The sequence below is a fragment of the Novosphingobium sp. 9 genome (assembly GCF_025340265.1).
Taxonomy (GTDB): domain Bacteria; phylum Pseudomonadota; class Alphaproteobacteria; order Sphingomonadales; family Sphingomonadaceae; genus Novosphingobium.
In genome coordinates this window covers 959730-976873 of record NZ_CP022707.1, presented here as the reverse complement: position 1 = coordinate 976873, position 17144 = coordinate 959730, and the positions used below count along the sequence as shown (strand labels likewise).

13 protein-coding genes and 1 pseudogene are annotated in these 17144 nt (G+C 59.8%); 7 read left to right on the top strand and 7 right to left on the bottom strand.

All coding sequences use genetic code 11. From position 1 onward, the window contains the following. Nucleotides 1-51: 51 nt before the first annotated feature. Both CI805_RS04850 and CI805_RS04845 read right to left on the bottom strand, forming a co-directional pair. Nucleotides 52-996, bottom strand: a complete 945-nt coding sequence (locus CI805_RS04850) for a hypothetical protein (RefSeq protein WP_260926765.1) — start codon at nt 994-996, stop codon at nt 52-54. Between the two features lie 100 nt (nt 997-1096). After that, on the bottom strand, nt 1097-5017 hold the full coding sequence (locus CI805_RS04845) for an AAA family ATPase (RefSeq protein ID WP_260926763.1): 3921 nt from the start codon (nt 5015-5017) through the stop codon (nt 1097-1099). A gap of 542 nt (nt 5018-5559) precedes the next feature. Here CI805_RS04845 and CI805_RS04840 point away from each other — a divergent pair. From CI805_RS04840 to CI805_RS04810, 6 genes and pseudogenes are all read left to right on the top strand, one after another. Then, the gene (locus CI805_RS04840; protein WP_260926761.1) at nt 5560-6774 is read left to right on the top strand and encodes an SIR2 family NAD-dependent protein deacylase; all 1215 of its coding nucleotides are present in this window, start codon (nt 5560-5562) and stop codon (nt 6772-6774) included. A 27-nt stretch (nt 6775-6801) separates the two neighbouring features. Continuing rightward, a pseudogene (locus CI805_RS04830) lies at nt 6802-8705 on the top strand (ATP-binding protein). Between the two features lie 3 nt (nt 8706-8708). Continuing rightward, nucleotides 8709-8921, top strand: a complete 213-nt coding sequence (locus tag CI805_RS04825) for a KTSC domain-containing protein (RefSeq protein WP_260926754.1) — start codon at nt 8709-8711, stop codon at nt 8919-8921. Nucleotides 8922-8942: 21 nt separating this feature from the next. Continuing rightward, nucleotides 8943-9980, top strand: coding sequence for a hypothetical protein (locus tag CI805_RS04820; protein ID WP_260926753.1), 1038 nt, complete (start codon nt 8943-8945; stop codon nt 9978-9980). A 406-nt stretch (nt 9981-10386) separates the two neighbouring features. Then, nucleotides 10387-11661 carry a SidA/IucD/PvdA family monooxygenase gene (locus CI805_RS04815; protein WP_260926748.1) on the top strand — a complete coding sequence of 425 codons (1275 nt, stop codon included), beginning with the start codon at nt 10387-10389 and terminating at the stop codon, nt 11659-11661. 95 nt (nt 11662-11756) lie between these two features. Continuing rightward, on the top strand, nt 11757-12095 hold the full coding sequence (locus CI805_RS04810) for a ribbon-helix-helix protein, CopG family (protein ID WP_260926746.1): 339 nt from the start codon (nt 11757-11759) through the stop codon (nt 12093-12095). 407 nt (nt 12096-12502) lie between these two features. Here CI805_RS04810 and CI805_RS04805 read toward each other — a convergent pair whose 3' ends face one another. From CI805_RS04805 to rlxS, 4 genes are all read right to left on the bottom strand, one after another. Beyond that, nucleotides 12503-12724, bottom strand: a complete 222-nt coding sequence (locus tag CI805_RS04805; protein WP_260926744.1) for a hypothetical protein — start codon at nt 12722-12724, stop codon at nt 12503-12505. Next, entirely contained in the window at nt 12721-12945 is a 225-nt protein-coding gene (locus tag CI805_RS04800; RefSeq protein ID WP_260926740.1) for a helix-turn-helix domain-containing protein, read from the bottom strand. Before CI805_RS04800 ends, CI805_RS04805 begins: the two co-directional genes overlap by 4 nt. Further along, a complete protein-coding gene (locus CI805_RS04795; protein ID WP_260926739.1) occupies nt 12942-13373 on the bottom strand; it encodes a CopG family transcriptional regulator in 432 nt (143 codons plus the stop codon). The genes CI805_RS04800 and CI805_RS04795 overlap by 4 nt, the downstream gene beginning before the upstream one ends. A 65-nt stretch (nt 13374-13438) precedes the next feature. Beyond that, nucleotides 13439-15391 (bottom strand): relaxase/mobilization nuclease RlxS, encoded by a 1953-nt coding sequence (rlxS, locus tag CI805_RS04790; protein ID WP_260926738.1) that lies wholly within the window; start codon nt 15389-15391, stop codon nt 13439-13441. Nucleotides 15392-15751: 360 nt separating this feature from the next. On the opposite strand from rlxS, the gene CI805_RS04785 reads away from it, so the two are divergent. After that, nucleotides 15752-16114, top strand: a complete 363-nt coding sequence (locus tag CI805_RS04785; protein ID WP_260926737.1) for a hypothetical protein — start codon at nt 15752-15754, stop codon at nt 16112-16114. Nucleotides 16115-16186: 72 nt separating this feature from the next. Here the strand turns inward: CI805_RS04785 and CI805_RS04780 are convergent, their stop codons facing one another. After that, nucleotides 16187-17110: a HEPN domain-containing protein gene (locus CI805_RS04780; protein ID WP_260926736.1), complete on the bottom strand. Its 924-nt coding sequence runs from the start codon at nt 17108-17110 to the stop codon at nt 16187-16189. Between the last annotated feature and the right edge of the window lie 34 nt (nt 17111-17144).

Here is a 17144-nt window from a genome sequence, read left to right as displayed (position 1 = left end):
TCCCTACCGATTCATACCGGTCGAAATCCGCTCTAATGGTCAGATGTGGGACTATGGCGACAGTCGCCTTTGGAGCCGCCGGCCAAGGTAAGCCGACGCTCGATGCGCAGTGCGGTAGAGAAATTTGAGCAACGCCTTGTTTCCGGAATAGGCCACTTGCCCAGGGGCGCGTCTGCCAGCATGTTCCTCCAATATCAGGATGCACAATGGTGCACCTGCCCGCCGTCGCGGACGGAGCACAAGTTGAAATGGCGCGGATGACTCAGGGCTGTTCGGCGGCCTGGACTGCCAGCGCGCATAGAGCGCTGCCGGGTCGTTGAATTTGGTAAGGCTGGGCGTTCCCTTGAGGCCGGCGATACGCGCAGCAAGCTTTGCAAGATCTTCGCCCCCCTTTGGGTCCCAGCCGTTGCGGATTGCCCAGGACTTAATCGAGACGGGATCGAGCTCATGGCCTTTTGCGCGTAAGATACGCAAGATCATGTCTGCGGATTGCTTGTCGCGCGGATGCAGGATGCCGTGCGAGACGTTCACCAGAATCGTGAGCGAGGTAAGCGCTGCCGCGACCACTCGATCTTCGATCAGAGGGGCAGGCTGCGCTTGCCGGGCGGCCCCATGGACATGCGCGTTCCAGCGTTTCTGCCAGACGTCCGCTGCATCTCGAATATACGGAACCGCGACAACTCCGACGAGGCCTTTGAGACCGTCGAGATGTTCCATCATTTTCTCGTTGGCGTAACACGCGATGACGACGGATTGGGGCAGCGCAAAGCGACCGGTCTGCAGTGTCTTGTTCTCCAGCGTGAAACGCCCGTTCAGGCTCGTTCGCCGATTGTCGGTCAACGACTTGGCAACGACCGGGCCCAGGGTTTGAGCAAGCGTGGTAGTCTTGAGTTGCTGTTTGGACGGGGTGAATAGCACGATCCTTTCCGTCCCCTGATCTTCGGCGATTTTCTGAGCATAGCTGAGGGCAAGGCCCCAGGTTTCTGGGAATGGCAATCGTCGGGGATGAGCACGCGGACAGCTTTATTCATGGACGTCATACCTTCTTTTTCGGTGGTAGCCTCACGGCATTGCCGCACTGCTTCTTGAACTGATATCAGCTGTAAAGGACCCCGATGACACGCCGTGCGCTTATCATGAGCGGAACGCCCGAATCACCTTGATCGCTCTCGACGGCCTCCGTCGCAACGATCATCGAGGACCCGAGGCCGCCGATGGTCTCGAACAGGCGCAGGTGACTGAATCGACCGGGAAGTCGCCGACCCACGCGTTTGAAGATACTGGTTCCATCGTCGAGCGTGACGGCCACGAGCCTGTCTTCCCAATGATCGAGATCAACTGGTGTGAGCTCTGCGCCGCCCAAGATGATCTGACCGGGCAGGGCAAGGGGGATTGCGCTGTCTTCCTTCACCCGGTAGGCGACCGCAACGTTCTCGAGCTCCGGGCAAACCTCGATGGGCTGTGCTTCCCCGCCTCCGTCAGGAGGTTGAGCTTGAGTGAATAGAGCACCGACAATGCGATACAGCCGAACCCCACTGTCGAAAGTCAGGGCCGGGCGCGACGTGCGGGGATCGGGCATCTGTGCAGAAAGCGAAACCCCAATTGACCGGCTTGGCTTCACCAGTCGACGGGCAAGAACTTGCCCTCTGTACCGGGCAATTACCAGGTTGCTGTCACGGCCAGCATATGGCTCAAAATCAACAATTGCGATCGAGCCCGCCGGTACTGCAAAGCCAAGCGTCTCACCGCTGACATAGTATAAAGCCTTGCCCTCGAACCACTCGCCGCCAAGCATCTCTTCCGCTTCGTCCTGAGAGCCGCCGGCAGGTGCGCTACCCGCAAAAGCAGCAATGTCAGGACAAACCGGCACGCTGAAAGCGGGCCTGCGCATGACTGGTAGCGAAATTACAACCGGTGCACCGGCCTCTGGCTCTAGGGGTTCGCGCCAGCGATAAAGGCGGAACTGCTCGTGAACCTTTTCGATCGCGGTGCGCAAGCCTTGCAGCTCGCTCTGCACTGCTTCGACATCGGCATAGGAAATCGTCTGGCTGCCGTGATGGGCTTCGTTGAGGACGCGGCGTGGTTCGGCTCCTTCTGCTAGTGCCGCATGGTTTAGGAAACGGAGCACCACTGGGTGACGGAACAGCTCGCTTGCGCCTTCGGCGGTGGAAAGTCTGCGGAGGCGGTCCATCAGCTGCATCAGTGTCGGTGTACGGCTTGGCTGGCCGTGGGCAGGATGGGCGACATCGTCGAAGAGATCGCCAAGCCGTGCTTCCAAGAATACGCGCACGTGCGCTGCGTAATCGCGGGCAGCAACGTGATCATTCGGGGCCTCCCTAAATGCGTCACGCTTACGATCAACTTCCTCGATAGCGGGACAGGGCACAAGCCGTGGGCGCGCCGGGTTTACCGGATGGACCGAGTAGTGCTCGATGCCGTCGGTCGCGCGGTGCTCGGCGACTAGGCAACGCGCAAACTTGCCATCGTGCGTGGTGACGATGACTTGCGCTCCCGCCTCTGAAATCTTCGAAATCCCGCGGGCCAGGCGCTCCCGGTTTTCGTTGTCGAGTAGTTCCTGCGGGTCATCGAGTACGAGCGTCTCGATGCCGCCCCGCTGGTCAAGCACGTGTTCACGAAAAGCAAGGTAGAAGCCGAACAACGCGCCGCGCAGTGCCGATGCATTCGAGATATGCTGTGCCGGTGCTGTCACGCCTTCGCGCCCTACAGTAAGTTCAAGCACGCCTGTGCGGCTCATCGCAGTGCCGGCAAGTTCTGGTGCGGTGGTGTTGGCGTTGCGGTAGACGGCCTTGCGCCACAATTCGGATCTAACGTGCAACCGTTCGCGCAGACCGTCGACTTGCTGCTGCGCTAGTCCGCCGAGCGGCGTAAGCTTGAACAATGCGGCTTCGGCGCGCCCACAGTGATTTTTGCGCCGCGCTGCGTTCTCGTAGCTTGCGCGCGTGTCGGCGAGCCGCTTTACCAGAACCAGTGCCCGGTTGAGTGGCGCGACGCTCTCGACGATTCCCAGCAGTGTATCGAGCCTTTTGCCGATGGCGCGTTGGGCGTCCGCAGAGCCCTCATGTCCCCGCCGCACAGCCCCAATGAAGGCTAGTATCACCTCCTTGTGGCGATCGCGCCAGGCCGCAAAGGCAAGCGCCCGCCTAACCCTGCCAACCATGGTTTCGAGCTGGGTGGCTGTCACGGAGATGGCAGGCGGCAGCGGCGTAGTGCCGACTGCGGCAAACGGCGGCAGTAATTGCGCCTGTTCATGCACCAAAGCCTCGGCATCGGGGCGCAGCGCGCCCAGCACACCCCGGAAGCCTTCGCTTTCGAAAAGCTCCACAGTCATGCCGTGCACAAGCAGATCGGCGGGAGTAGACGGCAGGTCGCGGCGCGCCTCGGCTGCAATTGCTGCGGGAAGTTCTCTAAGTAGTTCACCGGTCCAGTGCTCGACCCATTGCGTGATCGTGCGAGACACGACATCGCGGTCATTCGCCGCAGATACCAGATGCTGTGTCACCGGCAGATCGGTGACAGGGTCGCGCGCCAGGGAAAGGTCGCCCACGCATACTGGGCATCTGGTCTGGTCCTCATGGCCGTGTTCGTGAACCCACGAGGCGACGCGCGCGTAGAGTTGCTCGCGGCGTGCCCGGTCCGGGCTTTCAGCAAGACGTGCCAGCAAGGCAGCTTCGCTTGCGATCTTGTCCAGAAGTGCCTGGCTTCGCTCTGCATCCTTGTCGGAAAGCGTCAAACCGCTGAGCCGGCTTACCGATGGCAATTGCCTCGACTGCTTCAACTGGATGATCGCTGGCTGGATCGACCGTTCGAGGTTGTCGCGCGATGCATGATCTTCAGGATCGAAATCCTGGCCCAGCACTTCTTGTGCAGCGCCTAGGGCTCCTGCCTTGCGCTGCGTGAAATGCCTCTCGATCGCATCGAGGCGCTGAGGGCAATCCTCTTTGTCCAGCGTTGGGATTTCGCCCTCAAAAGCAAGGTCGGGGCTCTCGCCAAGTTCCCGCGTGAGGTCGCTCGCAGCATCGCCAAAGCGTAGAATGATTGCCGCGAGCGCTTCGTCCGCCGATTTCATCAGATCGGTCTTAAGGCGCTTACCCATTCGCCCTGCGTGGTCGGCGAGATCAGAAAGGTCCGCGAGGCCGGTCAATCGGGCCGCAGCCTGTCCAAGCTGCGAGGCGGATCCTACCGCAAGATAAGGCAGGATTGCCGGCATCGTCGTGCCGATCCGCCAGGCGATTGGATCAAGGCCCAAGCCGCTGAGATCGGGCGCATCCTCCAGCAACTTGCCGCGATCGTTTCGAGACTGAGTTCGCCGGACCGGGGGCAGGACATTGCCCGCCTCGTCAGCGAAGGTCAGTTCCACCCAGGTGTCTGCAGGTACCGGTCTTCCCGACGCAACAAGGCCGCTATTCCTTCCTGGCATCGGCGTGACCGGCGACATCTTGTGCGTGCTCAGCGCACCATTTGTGCCGCTCACTTCACAGGTAAATTCCTCCTGACCCGATGCCGGCACGCGCTGGGAGCGGATCAGTTCCCCCGTGAGGCACCAAACGATCGAATTGACGATCGAAGTCTTGCCCGACCCGTTGGAACCCTCAAACAGGGTGACCGCCTTCGCCGGCTCGAAGACGAACGTCTCGGGTGGCTGAGCCAATGTGCCAAACATGTGGAGGCCAGCAAACCGATGCGCTTCCACCTTGACGAGACGCAAGCGCCGCCGGCCGGTAGCATGACCCCGAACTTCCTCGGCAGCGGCAAGTTCGGGCGCTCCGATCGCAATCTTTCCAACCACCGCTTCGGCATCGTCGGCGCTCAACCGGGAGGTCCATTTGTTCTGGTTCAGGCGATACCAGTCGAGAACGGCCCGAGCGTCGGCGTCTACCATCGTCAACTCCTCGCCGCCTTCAAGCGCGATTGATCGACCTCCAACGAGTTCGCTAAGGAGAACTTCGGTTGTAAGCAAGTGAATGTCGCGAGCAGGCCGCGGTGTTTCTTCAATCATACTATCCCCCCTGAGCGGCAATTGGTCGGATTGAATGGGGGACAAGTCCAGTACCGGCAGCAAAAATGAGCGCAGTTTTCACCAAATCGCTGTGGGCATCGCCGCAGTTCATTAGGACGAGCCAAGATCGCTCACAATCAACCGCGAGCTCAGGTGTCGGCGCTCTATAACGCCTGACCGTCCACAGCTGAGGACGAAGAATCGGCGGCTGAGCGGCTATTCAGGCTGACAAAGGGCGTGAGTGATTGGGACCTTCCGGCCCGTTGCCTTTGGAGCAGCTGTCCTCGGTAAGCCGAAATTCGATCGTTGACGCCACGAATCCAGGTCAACAGCCTGACCGCTGCGTTTATCGCGAACAGACCGCCCGCCAGTTCGACCGTGCCAAGGTCGAACTGGCTTTGTCGAATGATCTCTGCGAGCCATTAGTTGGTCGGGTAGGCCGACAGTCCAGAACCCGGAACCGGAACGGCAAAATTTAGCGATCGCTGCTCGACTTTTTACTCCATGCATGGTGAATATGAAGCCGACACTAGGGGGATCGGGTGACTTATCACGACGCATCGCGGCAACTGGATTATATTCGCCAGTCGCTGTCGCAAAACAAGAAGCATGTCGGCTTTTTCATTGGCGCAGGTTGCCCGCTGGCCGTCCGTGTCGAACGCCAGCTCGAAAATGGCCAAACCGTCAACGAACCAATCATTCCGGATGTTGCCGGCCTCACCAAGATGATTGCCACGAAGCTCAGAACGCCATCAGGCGGGGAAGAGAGCCTATACGATCGCTTGGCAAAATTGTTTGTCGAAGATGAAAAGTCGCATTTCAATATCGAAGATGCGTTGTCGATGATCCGCTCGATGTCGCAAGTCGTGGGCAAGGGCGAGGTTCGCGGTTTCAAAGCTGCGGAACTTGAACAGTTGGACCGGTCGATTTGCGAGATAATTTCCGACATTGTCGACCGAAACCTTCCAACCAACGAAAGCCCTTACCACGATTTAGCGATATGGGCGCGATCACTATCACGCGACAAGCCCGTACACATTTTCACCACGAACTATGATTTGTTGATGGAAGAAGCGCTCGAAGATGAGAGTGCGCCCTATTTCGACGGGTTCATCGGATCACGGAATGCGTTCTTCGACCTTGGCGCGGTAGAGAACGAGAAATTGATCGGACCGCGCTGGCTAAGGCTCTGGAAGATACACGGGTCGATCAACTGGAAACTCAAGCTCCCACAGAACGCTGCAGCTGGCTCGGTCATCCGTTCAGACAAGATCGAATCCGGTCAGAAGCATCTGATTTATCCGTCGCATCTGAAGTTCGACCAGAGCCGGAAGATGCCGTATTTGGCTCTTATGGACCGATTGAAGGATTTTATCAGCTGCCCATCTTCACTCCTGTTCATGTCCGGATATTCGTTCAGTGACGATCATATCAACGATATCATTGTGAGCAGCCTCAAGAACAATCCAACTGCGATGGTGCACGCCTTTCTCTTCGGTCCGTTGGGCGGCACCGGCTATGCCAAGGCGATTGCGTGTGCGCAACAGGCCCCAATCTCGCGATCGCCGCGCAGGACGAGGCGATTATCGGCCGCCGACGGGCGGGCTGGATCAGCGTCGGCGTATCGGAGCCAGGTGGGCTGGCGCAGGAGGTCATCCACCTTCTTGGCGCGGAGAACGACGAGAATGAGGGGAGAATTCCCTGCCAGCTCAATCTTGGCGATTTTGCAAAGCTGGGCTTGCTGCTGCGGTCGCTGAGCCGTGACGAACTGCAAAGCGCAACACATGAATAGTGCGTCGCCTACCCTTATCGGAACCGTTCAGGACGTGAATGGCACTTCGGTCAGTGTCGCGTTGACCGGCGCGCAGCTTTCGGGGCTGACTTTCGTCGACGGCCAAGGGTACCGGATCGGCCAGATCGGCAGCTTCGTACGCATACCGGTCGGCTATGCAGATTTGTTCGGCATCGTTTCGCAAGTCGGCGCGAGCGCCATCCCCGAGACTCTGGCCGACACTGGAGGTGCCGGATATCGTTGGCTAAAGGTTCAACTTATCGGCGAGGGCTCGGCAGGTGGCCAGTTCCGGCGCGGAATCTCGCAATATCCGACGATCGATGACGATGTCCATTTGGTGTCGCAACGTGATCTTGAGCGGATCTACGGACGGCGCGGCAAACAACATCACCTTGTGAAGGTCGGCCACATCGCGGGATCTCAGTCCATCGACGCGCTCGTGGATATCAACAAACTAGTCACCCGGCATAGCGCGGTGGTGGGGACGACGGGTCGGGAAAATCAACTACTGTAGCGAGCGTCGTACGATCCTTGTCGTCGGCGAAGAACTATCCGTCGTCGCGTATCCTGATTCTTGATATCCACGGTGAATATCAGGCCGCGTTTGCGGATCGTGCTCATGTCTACAAGGTCAACGTTGACGCCAGCAAGGCAGATCAGGAACGGCTGTGTCTCCCATTCTGGGCGATGGAATTTGATGAACTCATGAGCCTGACCTTCGGGTCCTTTCCAGTGGATTCAAAGGCCAGAAATCTCATCATGGAGCGCATCATCGCAGCGAAGGTCGCGACAGTCGAATCTGATGACGACAGCGACATCGATCCCGAAGCTGTAAACGCGGATTCGCCAATTCCGTTCGATATCAAGAAGCTGTGGTACGACCTGTACTGCCAGGAGTTCGGCACCTATTTCTCAGGTAAGGGCAAAACCCCGGTCGAGGAAAACTGGGCATACAAGCTTGATGCGCATGGCCAGCCGATCAAGGGTGACGCATCAAAGGGCCTCCCTCCGCGCTTTCGCGAGGTTAAAAGCGTTGCGGGCGACGACGAGAAAATCAACTATCTGCCTGAGACCTTGAACATACGTGCGCAGCTCGAGGCGTTTGGAGCAAAGCTTCGTATCCCCCGGTACAATTTCTTCCTGCGTCCGGGCGGGTGGGATCCCGATCCGGAGGGGAAGACCGAGGAGACGCTGGCGTGCCTGATGAAAGGGTGGATCGGATCGGACCGGCCGGTTACCATTCTAGACCTGTCCGGCGTCCCGAGCGCGATCACCAACGACGTGATCGGTATTCTTCTTCGGTTGATATACGATTGCTTGTTTTGGGCACGCCACCTTTCGCAGGGCGGCCGCGAGCGACCGCTACTGCTGGTGCTCGAAGAGGCCCATACCTACCTCAATGGTGACATCGGCGGACGTGCTTCAACTGTGGTGCAACGCATCGTCAAAGAAGGGCGAAAGTACGGTATTGGCGCGATGATTGTTAGCCAGCGCCCGTCCGAGATCAACTCGACCATTCTGTCGCAATGCGGCACCTTTTTCGCGTTACGTCTGTCCAATGGTAACGACCGGTCAAAAATTACCGGAGCGATTTCCGAGAACCTTGAAGGTCTTACCAGTATGTTGCCCATCCTGCGGACAGGCGAGGCGATCATCCTTGGCGAAGGTGTGGGTATCCCGATGCGCACGATGATCGAGCCTCCGCCGAAGGACAAGCGCCCCGACAGTGCCGACCCGGTGGTGTGCGATGAAACAAGTCCCGATGATTCGATGATTCCCGGTGGCTGGGGTATTCCGATGGAAGCTGATCCGAATTATGAGGAAGTCGTGGCGTTGTGGCGGCAACAGACCCCGTTCACATCCGCATTAGTCAATCTCGACGAAACGCAAGGATAGAAAATGGAAACCTATGACGCGTTCGAATCCTCGAACATCGCCTCGCTTAAATATGATTCTGATACCCTGACGCTGCAGGTGTCGTTCCATAACGGCTCGGCATATCAGTATTTCGATGTCCCGCAGCAAATTTGGGAGGCCTTCAAGCTTGCGGATTCGAAGGGAGTTTTCCTCAATGCCGAGATCAAAGGCACCTATCGGTACAGTAAGGTCTAACGGATAGAATTCAGGACTGTAATGTCTTCTATTAAACTCAATCACGGCCTTCGCAGGCTCGAAGTCTCTGGTATCGAGCTGGAGAATGACCTGATTTTCGACTATTTCGACCGGGTTCCCGTTGATCAGCGCGATGGCGTTTTTGCAAAGGCGCTTCATATAGGTGTGCTTGCACTAAGCCAGGAACGCCTATCAGCCTTTCTGGCCCGGACTGAGAACGAACTCGGCACGGAACTCGAATCGTTGAAGATCCGGCTCGAAATGAGCACGGAGCTTTTCTCGAAAAGTTCGATGAAGGGCGTTGCCGGCGAGATTGCGGTGGCGAACTATCTCGACGACTTTCTTACTGCTAAGGGCATCGGTGACACGATCTCGCCGACTGGCAATATTACGGGCACTCTGCCGAAGAACAAGACTGGCGATATTCTGTGCGCCATTGACGGCGGGGACGATCAGTCTATCGTCATCGAGTGCAAATTCGATAAAGCGATCAGCTTGGGTAATCCTGACGAGCGCGACTGGTATGGTAAGAATATCGACACGGCTCTCAGTCAGTTGTTGGAAGCGCAGGTCAATCGCAAAAGTACGCAAGCGATCATCGTCCTCGATCGGTCGTCGATCAATCCGTCGTTGCTAAAGCGCGTCGAGAATGTCGCGTATCGCCCCGGCTACGGGTTCATCGTCGTGATCGATATGCTGCACGGCGATTTTTCCAATCTTGGTCTGGCTTATCTGGTGGCGCGCGACCTTGCAGTCGCTGACCGAAAGGTCGATCTCGACACAAACATTCTCGACCTGCTGATCGGGAGGGTGGTCAGCGAGATTAACCGGCTATCGGACATCCGGAAGCTGATTGAACGCAATATCAAGAGCTGCGAGGAGATCCTTGGTCGGATCGATCAGTCCATGCTTTCCATTGAGTTCTGCCAAACCTACCTCTCCAAGTTTCTCCGCGACGGCATACTGTCGAAAGAAGATTTATTGGCGTTCGCCACCGGGGGTGATTTGAAGGCCCGGTATCAGCTGATCGCAACTGAGCTTGCGAACGGGGGCGAGTGAGCAGTATGGGTAGCGCTAGCTTCGGCCTTCAAGCCGAGCGTGTTGGCCTCGTCCGAAGCAAGGAGCTGACCGCTCCAGAGATTGGAAATCGGCAGCTGAACGACAAAGAAGGGTTGGTTTCGCCAAGGCGCCACGCCGTTTCGTGGGGGCAAACCCGGCATTCGCCAGTCTCGTGCCGAGCGGTAGCATCCGCCCGAACGGGTAGTTCCTCAGCTAACCTTGAAGGTCACGCTCTGCCAGCGATACGCCGAACCGACCTTGCTTGAATGCCCACATCGAACCCGGTCGGCATCCGAATTTGCCATTTCCCTTTGGCGACCAAAGGCTTGCCTTGTGATCCGTCGAACTGTAGCCGGTGCGAGCGGGATCAGTGACGAACGCGCGGCGAACAGGGTAAAGAAGCGCTATGACCAAAAAGCTTGCCATTGTGGGGGGCGGTCCCAAGGCAGCGGCCTTGGTCGCGCGCGCGGCAGTGTTGCGAAATCTCGATGTTGAAAACGTCCCCGAGCTTTTTGTGTTCGAGAAGAAGGCGGTCGGCTCCGCCTGGAGAGGTGAGGCCGGCTATTCGAGCGGTCACCTCACACTATGTTCTCCGGCGGAAAAGGATGTGGGCTTCCCCTACGCCGAGTTTGGCGCAAAGGATGGGAAGCGGTCGATCGCTTCGGCACTGCATGCGCGATTTTCCTGGTCGGCCTATCTCGTTGCGACGGGCTACTTTTCGGAATGGGTGGATCGCGGACGCGATCACCCGACCCATGAGTTATGGGCGGATTATCTGGAGTGGGTATTCGAGAAAGCCGACCAGGGGGTCGTCGAGGGCGAGGTGATCAGGATCACCCCGCAGAAGGCTGGCGGCTGGCTCATCACCTATCGCGATGATGAGGAGGAAGTTACAGTCGAGGCAGATGGCGTGGTTTTGACCGGGACGGGCAAGGCCAGGGCCATCAGCGGTCTTACATCAAAGATTCCTGCGGAACGCTTGCTTGATGCCGAAACTTTCTGGAGCCATCGCGACAAGGTCCGGGAGTGGGGCGAGATTGCTGTTACGGGGGCCGGAGGCGCAGCTGGTGCAATAGTAGCCTGGCTTTCCAATGCATTGGCCGAAAAGCCCCAAGCGACTGTACGCTCCATCAGTCCGATGGGCACACTGTTCTTGCGCGGCGATGGTTACGCGGAGCGTCGATGGTTTACTGATCCTGATGCCTGGACTGATCTTAGCCTCGCAGATCGGCGCAAACTACTCGAGCGGACCGAGGCCGGGGTCATTTCCTCGCGGAACAAGTCGATTATCGATAGCGCCAGCAACGTCGACTATGTCCTCGGAAAGGCCACTGATGCCTCTTGGGATGACGATGAACTGGCCATTGATATCACCTATGACGGGAAATTGCAGAAGCAGGTGAGGGCCGACTGTGTGATCAATGCGATCGGTTTCGATGCCTGGAGTTTGCTCGATCTGGTCGATGCTGTCGCCGTCAAAGACATCCTTGGCCCTAGAGGCAAGGACACGCGGGATCGCCTTGAGAGCGAAATGCTCGCGGATCTGTCGTTCCCGGCGAGCGCCGGACTGGGGGCTGGACTGCATGCCCCTTCCCTTGCAGCGCTGGCGCGCGGCCCGGGCATGGCGACGCTGGGAAGCCTTGGCCTCTTGGCCAGCGCGATCCTGAAGAGTTATTTGTAACAGATGCTCTGCTGCCCTTGTGGTAGCGTGGATCAACATATATATGCATATATGTTCATTCAAACCGAACACACCTTGGTGGAAGGATAAGCTGTATGTCTGAGGTTCTGGTCATGCGCTCGGTTTACCTTCCAGCGACGCTTGATGCTGAGCTGCGTCAAATCGCTCATGAAAAGGGTTTTTCCAAGAGCGACCTCATCCGGGCCGCAGTTGCGCTCAAAGCCGAGGAATGGCGCGGCGACAACACCGGGACGAAACTGGGCGACGACGTGCAGGCCGGGCTTCGAGCGGGCGGCCGCCAAGCCACGGTCAAGGCGGTCAAGCCTGCGGCAGTGAGCCGCAAGCCGAGAGCCAAAGGCGTAAAGGCCGCAACGGCCTCGACTGACGCTCCGAAGAGGCCCGGTCGCAAGAGTGCCGCGGCTTCGCAGGACTGATGGCGCGGATCGCATGGGCGCTCATGGCGCGCGGCGGCGTCTTCGAACGCGGGCACATGCCGATTGGCAGCCGCATAGACCAAGAGCTTGGCTGAAGAGATCAGCTTCACGAGGTTGTAAGCGCGAAGGATGTGATGGCGAGACCGGTCGGACCTTGTTCGTGCGCCCCATCAGGGCCAGCAGTCTAAACCTACTGCATCAAAAGGCCGGACAGACGACTGCATCCGACGGAATGTCAGAACATCACTTTGCACTTGCAACGCTGGAGCCATTCACAGAGGACAGTCCGGACTTGGGAACGCGAAATCGATGGCTGCACGGCGACAAAGGGGCATTCCGACCGGAAGAGCAGGCCGTCAACATCTGAAACGAAAATCAGATGTCGCTGGAAAAGGGGGAGGCAGAAACTACCGATGGTCTTTGCGCTGATGAGAACCGAGCGAAGCACACGCGTCGCGGATCGTGCCATCTAAGCTCGCCATCGCCACCATAATGTCGCCCACAAGGTCGTCCTCAGCCTCAAATCTGATGCCGTCATCTGGCGAGTAAAGAGCCTCACGCTGCTCGTTCGTGATTTCCGCCACAACCGCCGTCAGCACCGCGCGCAGAAGGATGGGATGGACGCTCATGATTCTTCCCCTTCACGGGCATCGGCAATCAACCGCTTCAGGCTTTCGAACGACACCAGCGTCATGGCTCCGACCTTGACGACCTCGATGCTGCCGTCGGCAATGAGCTCATAGAGCTTGGAGCGGCCGATGCCGGTCAACCGGCAGGCTTCGGGAATCCGCACCGTCAGGGGATCGGTTTTGTAGGGCAGCAGTGCGGCGCGATCGGATGGACTGCTCATGCCTCGTTCTCCTGCGGCGAAGGTGGGGATGCGCTTGGCTTGGCATTGGACTTTTTCGCCGCCAGCTCTCCCGCATGCCTGAGGAAGTTCTCGTAGCGCCGCAGGCCCAGATTGCGGGTCTCCTCGTCGAAGGCCGGGTGATGCGCGGTGAAGGTCAGATAGTAGCGCACGAACAAGCCGAGCACTTCGGTCAGGTGGTCTACCCGCTGATCGAGGCGCTCGGACGCACGAGCCTGCCTGGCCAGCACCTTGCCGAACTGCGCTCCGGTCTGTTCATCATCGGTGCGCTGAATCCAGGCAGCGAGGGCCTCGCTCAGGATCGTCGTCTTCGATGCTCCCGGCTCTCCCGCCATGGTATCGAGCCGGGCCGAGAGATGATCTGGAAGGTAGAACTGGTGGCGGGTCTTGCGCGTCTGCATGGAGGCCATGATGGGCATGGCTTCCGATAGGCGACAGAGCCTTTCCGGTATCCCCAGGGGTGTTTTCAGTATCATCAGGTGATCTGCGGCCCCGAGCGCTGGCGACCAAAGGTCCAGTTGATGCTCCCGCTTCGCTCGATGGTGCCCGCGACACTGCGGCCGAGCTGCTTCTCCAGCACCGGCTGCCAGGGCACCAGGGTGAACTCCCGAGATTTCTCGATCACGGCATATTTCTCGCCGCCCACGTTCACGGCCTTGCGATAGATGCCCTCGACCCGGCCGCCCTCCATCGGCGTGAACCGCAAGCCCAGTTCGCCGGAGAGCTGCGCGCCGACGCGGCGCAACTCGCGCCCGCGCAGCGTGGCGATGAGATCGCTGCGGTAGCGCAGGGCATTGCCCTCTTGTTCGGCCAGTCCCTGCTCTACAAGCCACTGCCTCCGCTGACGCAGCGCTGCCGCGACCTCGCCGCCCATGCGCCCGTGCAGGCGCTCGCGGGGACTTTCCACGCACTGGCGGTCAAGCCATGTGGGACCGTCGTGGCGGACGAGCTGCTCCAGCGGCCGGTCGGCCAGTACGTCGACGATCACCGGCCGACGCTGGGCCTGGCGCTCCTCGTAGCGCTGCGCCTCGTCCAGATAATCCGGGCCGATGATCCAGGTGCCGTTGGGCTCGCGGTCTATCGATGCCCCGTCGCGCCGCAGCGCCTCGAGCCTGCGCACATGGGCCTGTGCGAAGCGTTCCGAAGCATACGGATCGTGAGCAAGGTGAAGGTCGACATTGTAGCGTCCGTTGCTCGCCGCAGCGACCTCGGCGATCACCGGGTCGGCCTTGCGCAGTCCGAAGTCGGAGGGGGACACTCTGACCAGTCCGCCGCGCCTTGCCCCCTCGGCGATGTCCTCTCCCAGATCAACGAAGAGGGTACGCCCGTCGGTTGCCTCGACGATCAGGTAACGGCGATCGGCGTGCTCGTCGGAGAGACCCCGGTCGAGCACGCGCCCGACGAAGGGCTTAGCTTGTGCAGGCTCATGGATCGCATAGTCCTGGGGCAGCACCTCGGGATGGCTGCGCAGGCGTTCGTGCATGGTGGCGATGATGTCGCCGCGCCTGCCCATGGTGCGCAGCTTCGTTTCCAGTTCGGGATCGAGGCGATAGCGTCCACGCCCTTTGCCTTCCTCTTCGGCGAGCCCCATCGAGCGCAGCGTGCCAAGGCGGGCCGCGCGCAACGCCTGCTCGGCCGGGTCACCATGCCATGCCGAGGCAAGGCCCTTGTCGTCGAGATCGCCCAGCAGGCGTCGGTCGATCCGGGTGAAGCGCTCCTGCGTCACTTCGCGCTCGTTGGCTGCGGCGATTTCCCGTTCGGTGCGCGGGCCCAGATCGCGGCTGACGATCTCGCAAGCCCGTGCGGCCATGCCCTGGCTGATGTAGTCGCGAGCGATGACGAGGTTCTCCCCTGTATCATCCACGCCGCGCACGACGATGTGGGTATGGGGGTGGCCGGTGTTGAAGTGATCGACCGCAACCCATTCGAGCGAAGTGCCCAGATCCTTTTCGACCTGCTGCATGAGCCTACGGGTCACTGGCCGCAGGTCGGCATACTGCTCGCCATCCTCGGGCGCGACGATGAAGCGGAACTGGTGCCGGTCCCCGGCGCCCCGCTCGAGGAAGGCCTTGCCGTCGGCGCAGTCGCTGTCGGGGCCGTAGAGCGTGCCGCGCTCGCCCTCGCGGGTGGTCCCGTCGCGCTGCAGGTAGCTGAGGTGGGCGGAAGCTGCCTTGGCGCCCTTGCCCGCAAGCTTCACGAAGCGGGCCTTCACGACCACCCGGCGCGTTCTCGAACCGCCGTGACGGGGACCATCGCCGAGCATCTGTGCGGCCGCGACGCCGCGCCCGGTCCGCGCGCCGGTGAAGCGCGGCTTGCCCCCCTTCGACAGGCGCGATCCGCCCGCCTGATTGACCGCGCGGCGCAGGGCGTGGCGCATGGGCCGTTCCTTGCCGATATGGCCCAGCCACACGTCGAACCCATCGTCCATTGCCGCTTCCTTGATGCTGTCGATGCCTGCCCGAGCCAGCAATCAGGGGACGCGCATGCCCAGCGGCAAGGGCCTCCACGGTTGCCTCCCGATAAGCGCCTGCAAAACCAGTGTTTCTTTGCGATTTGCTTCATGAGCGGAGGCTTAGGCTGGGCTCCGGCACCCCTTATCTCTCAAGAAAAAGACGTGCAGACAGCCACTTAGTCGAACCAGAGAGACAGGGGCCTTTAACTTGCCATAGCCTTTCTTCCTGCCCCTTCGCTGCCCTTACCCTTCCGAACCCCATCATCGCACTTCATGATGTTCGCTATATGTTCTATATCCATCTCGTCACATGAGTCGCGAAGGAAGGACAGAGCCATGGGTGTGCGGATCGAAGCGCAGGCAGGCCATCGCCTGCATCTGACAGGGGATATCGAGACCGTTCTCGATGTCCCGGCACGCGGGATTGCCGAGGGGTTCTCGCTGGCATTTTCGGATGGAACGCTGGTGCAGGGCACCTGCATTCCGGGCGGCGATGCCTGCCGTTTCGGGATCGCCAGCGAGGGCGCGGCGATGGCCAGGATCACCCGTCATGGCCTTGGCGATGCGCTCGATCTGGACTGGAGTTTCGACTGGATCACGCTCGCCTGCGGCGCGCAGACGCTGCAGCCCGATGCCGATAACGAGAGCGAGGACGTGCTGCAGCTTACGCTCGATATCGAGGTGCGGGAAGAAGCCTGAAGGGTAGTGGGAACGCGCGCACGGTGATGATCAATGGACGCAAGAGGGCCGCCCACTCCTGTAAAACAGGGCTCAGCCTGCTTCGCGAACTTGCGAGGCGAGCAGCGTCAGGCGTTCCTGACAGACTTCCTGCACCAGCTGGCCGAGCTTTTCGACCCTGGCGGCAAGCCACTCCAAGTCCTCTTTTGCGATGCGGTAGTGCTTGGAGTAGCGCGCCTTCACATAGGCATCCTTGAGCTTCTCGAAGAGCGCTCGTTCACGCCGGGTATTGCGCGGCCATGCATCGACAAGGCGCATGTCGAGGCCCTCAGCCTGCGCGCGCAGGAAGGCGAGATTGTGGTTGTGTGGGGTGTAGAAAGTGCCGACTAAAAGTACGCAATGAAAGAGAAATTCTGCTGACTGGTGCAGGTCGAATGCAGCTTCTTTCAGGTAGCCTTCTTTGATGTCGAAGCGCGCAATGTTGAAGCGCTTATTAGCTGCAGGAAACCACTCGTCGAAGTATTCCTGCGCCATGGCCAGCGCCTGTTCGGGCGTCTTGGGCTTGGGCTCGGGAAGCGGTCTGTCGTCGGCCTCGAACAGCACCACGCCATCGCGGGCGATGTCCATGAAGAAGTAGCGCCCGTGGGCCAGACCATCGCCGACTTCCTGCCACGTATGGACCACGAAGTTGGCAGGCGTGCGCAGACGCCCTGCGAGCTTCTCCTCGATCAACCGCTGGTCGGCAGCGGTCCAGTGCGCGGCGCGGTCGGTCAGGTCCTTCTGGTTGACGATCACCAGCAGGTCGAAGTCCGAGACGTAGCCCTTGGCGGTATGCGGCTCGTCGACCCAGCCGCCACGGGCATGGCTGCCGTAGAGAATAACCTTGAGGATCCGGCCCCGCCGACGGCGCGCGGTGGCATTCTCGTGCGCTGCGGCGAATTCCTCGAACAGGATCTGGACCACACGGTCCAGGTCCCGCTGCTTGCTTGCAGGCAGATGATCGAGGTCGGTTTTCATAAGGCCAGACTCGCTGCTATTCCCTGTAATGCCA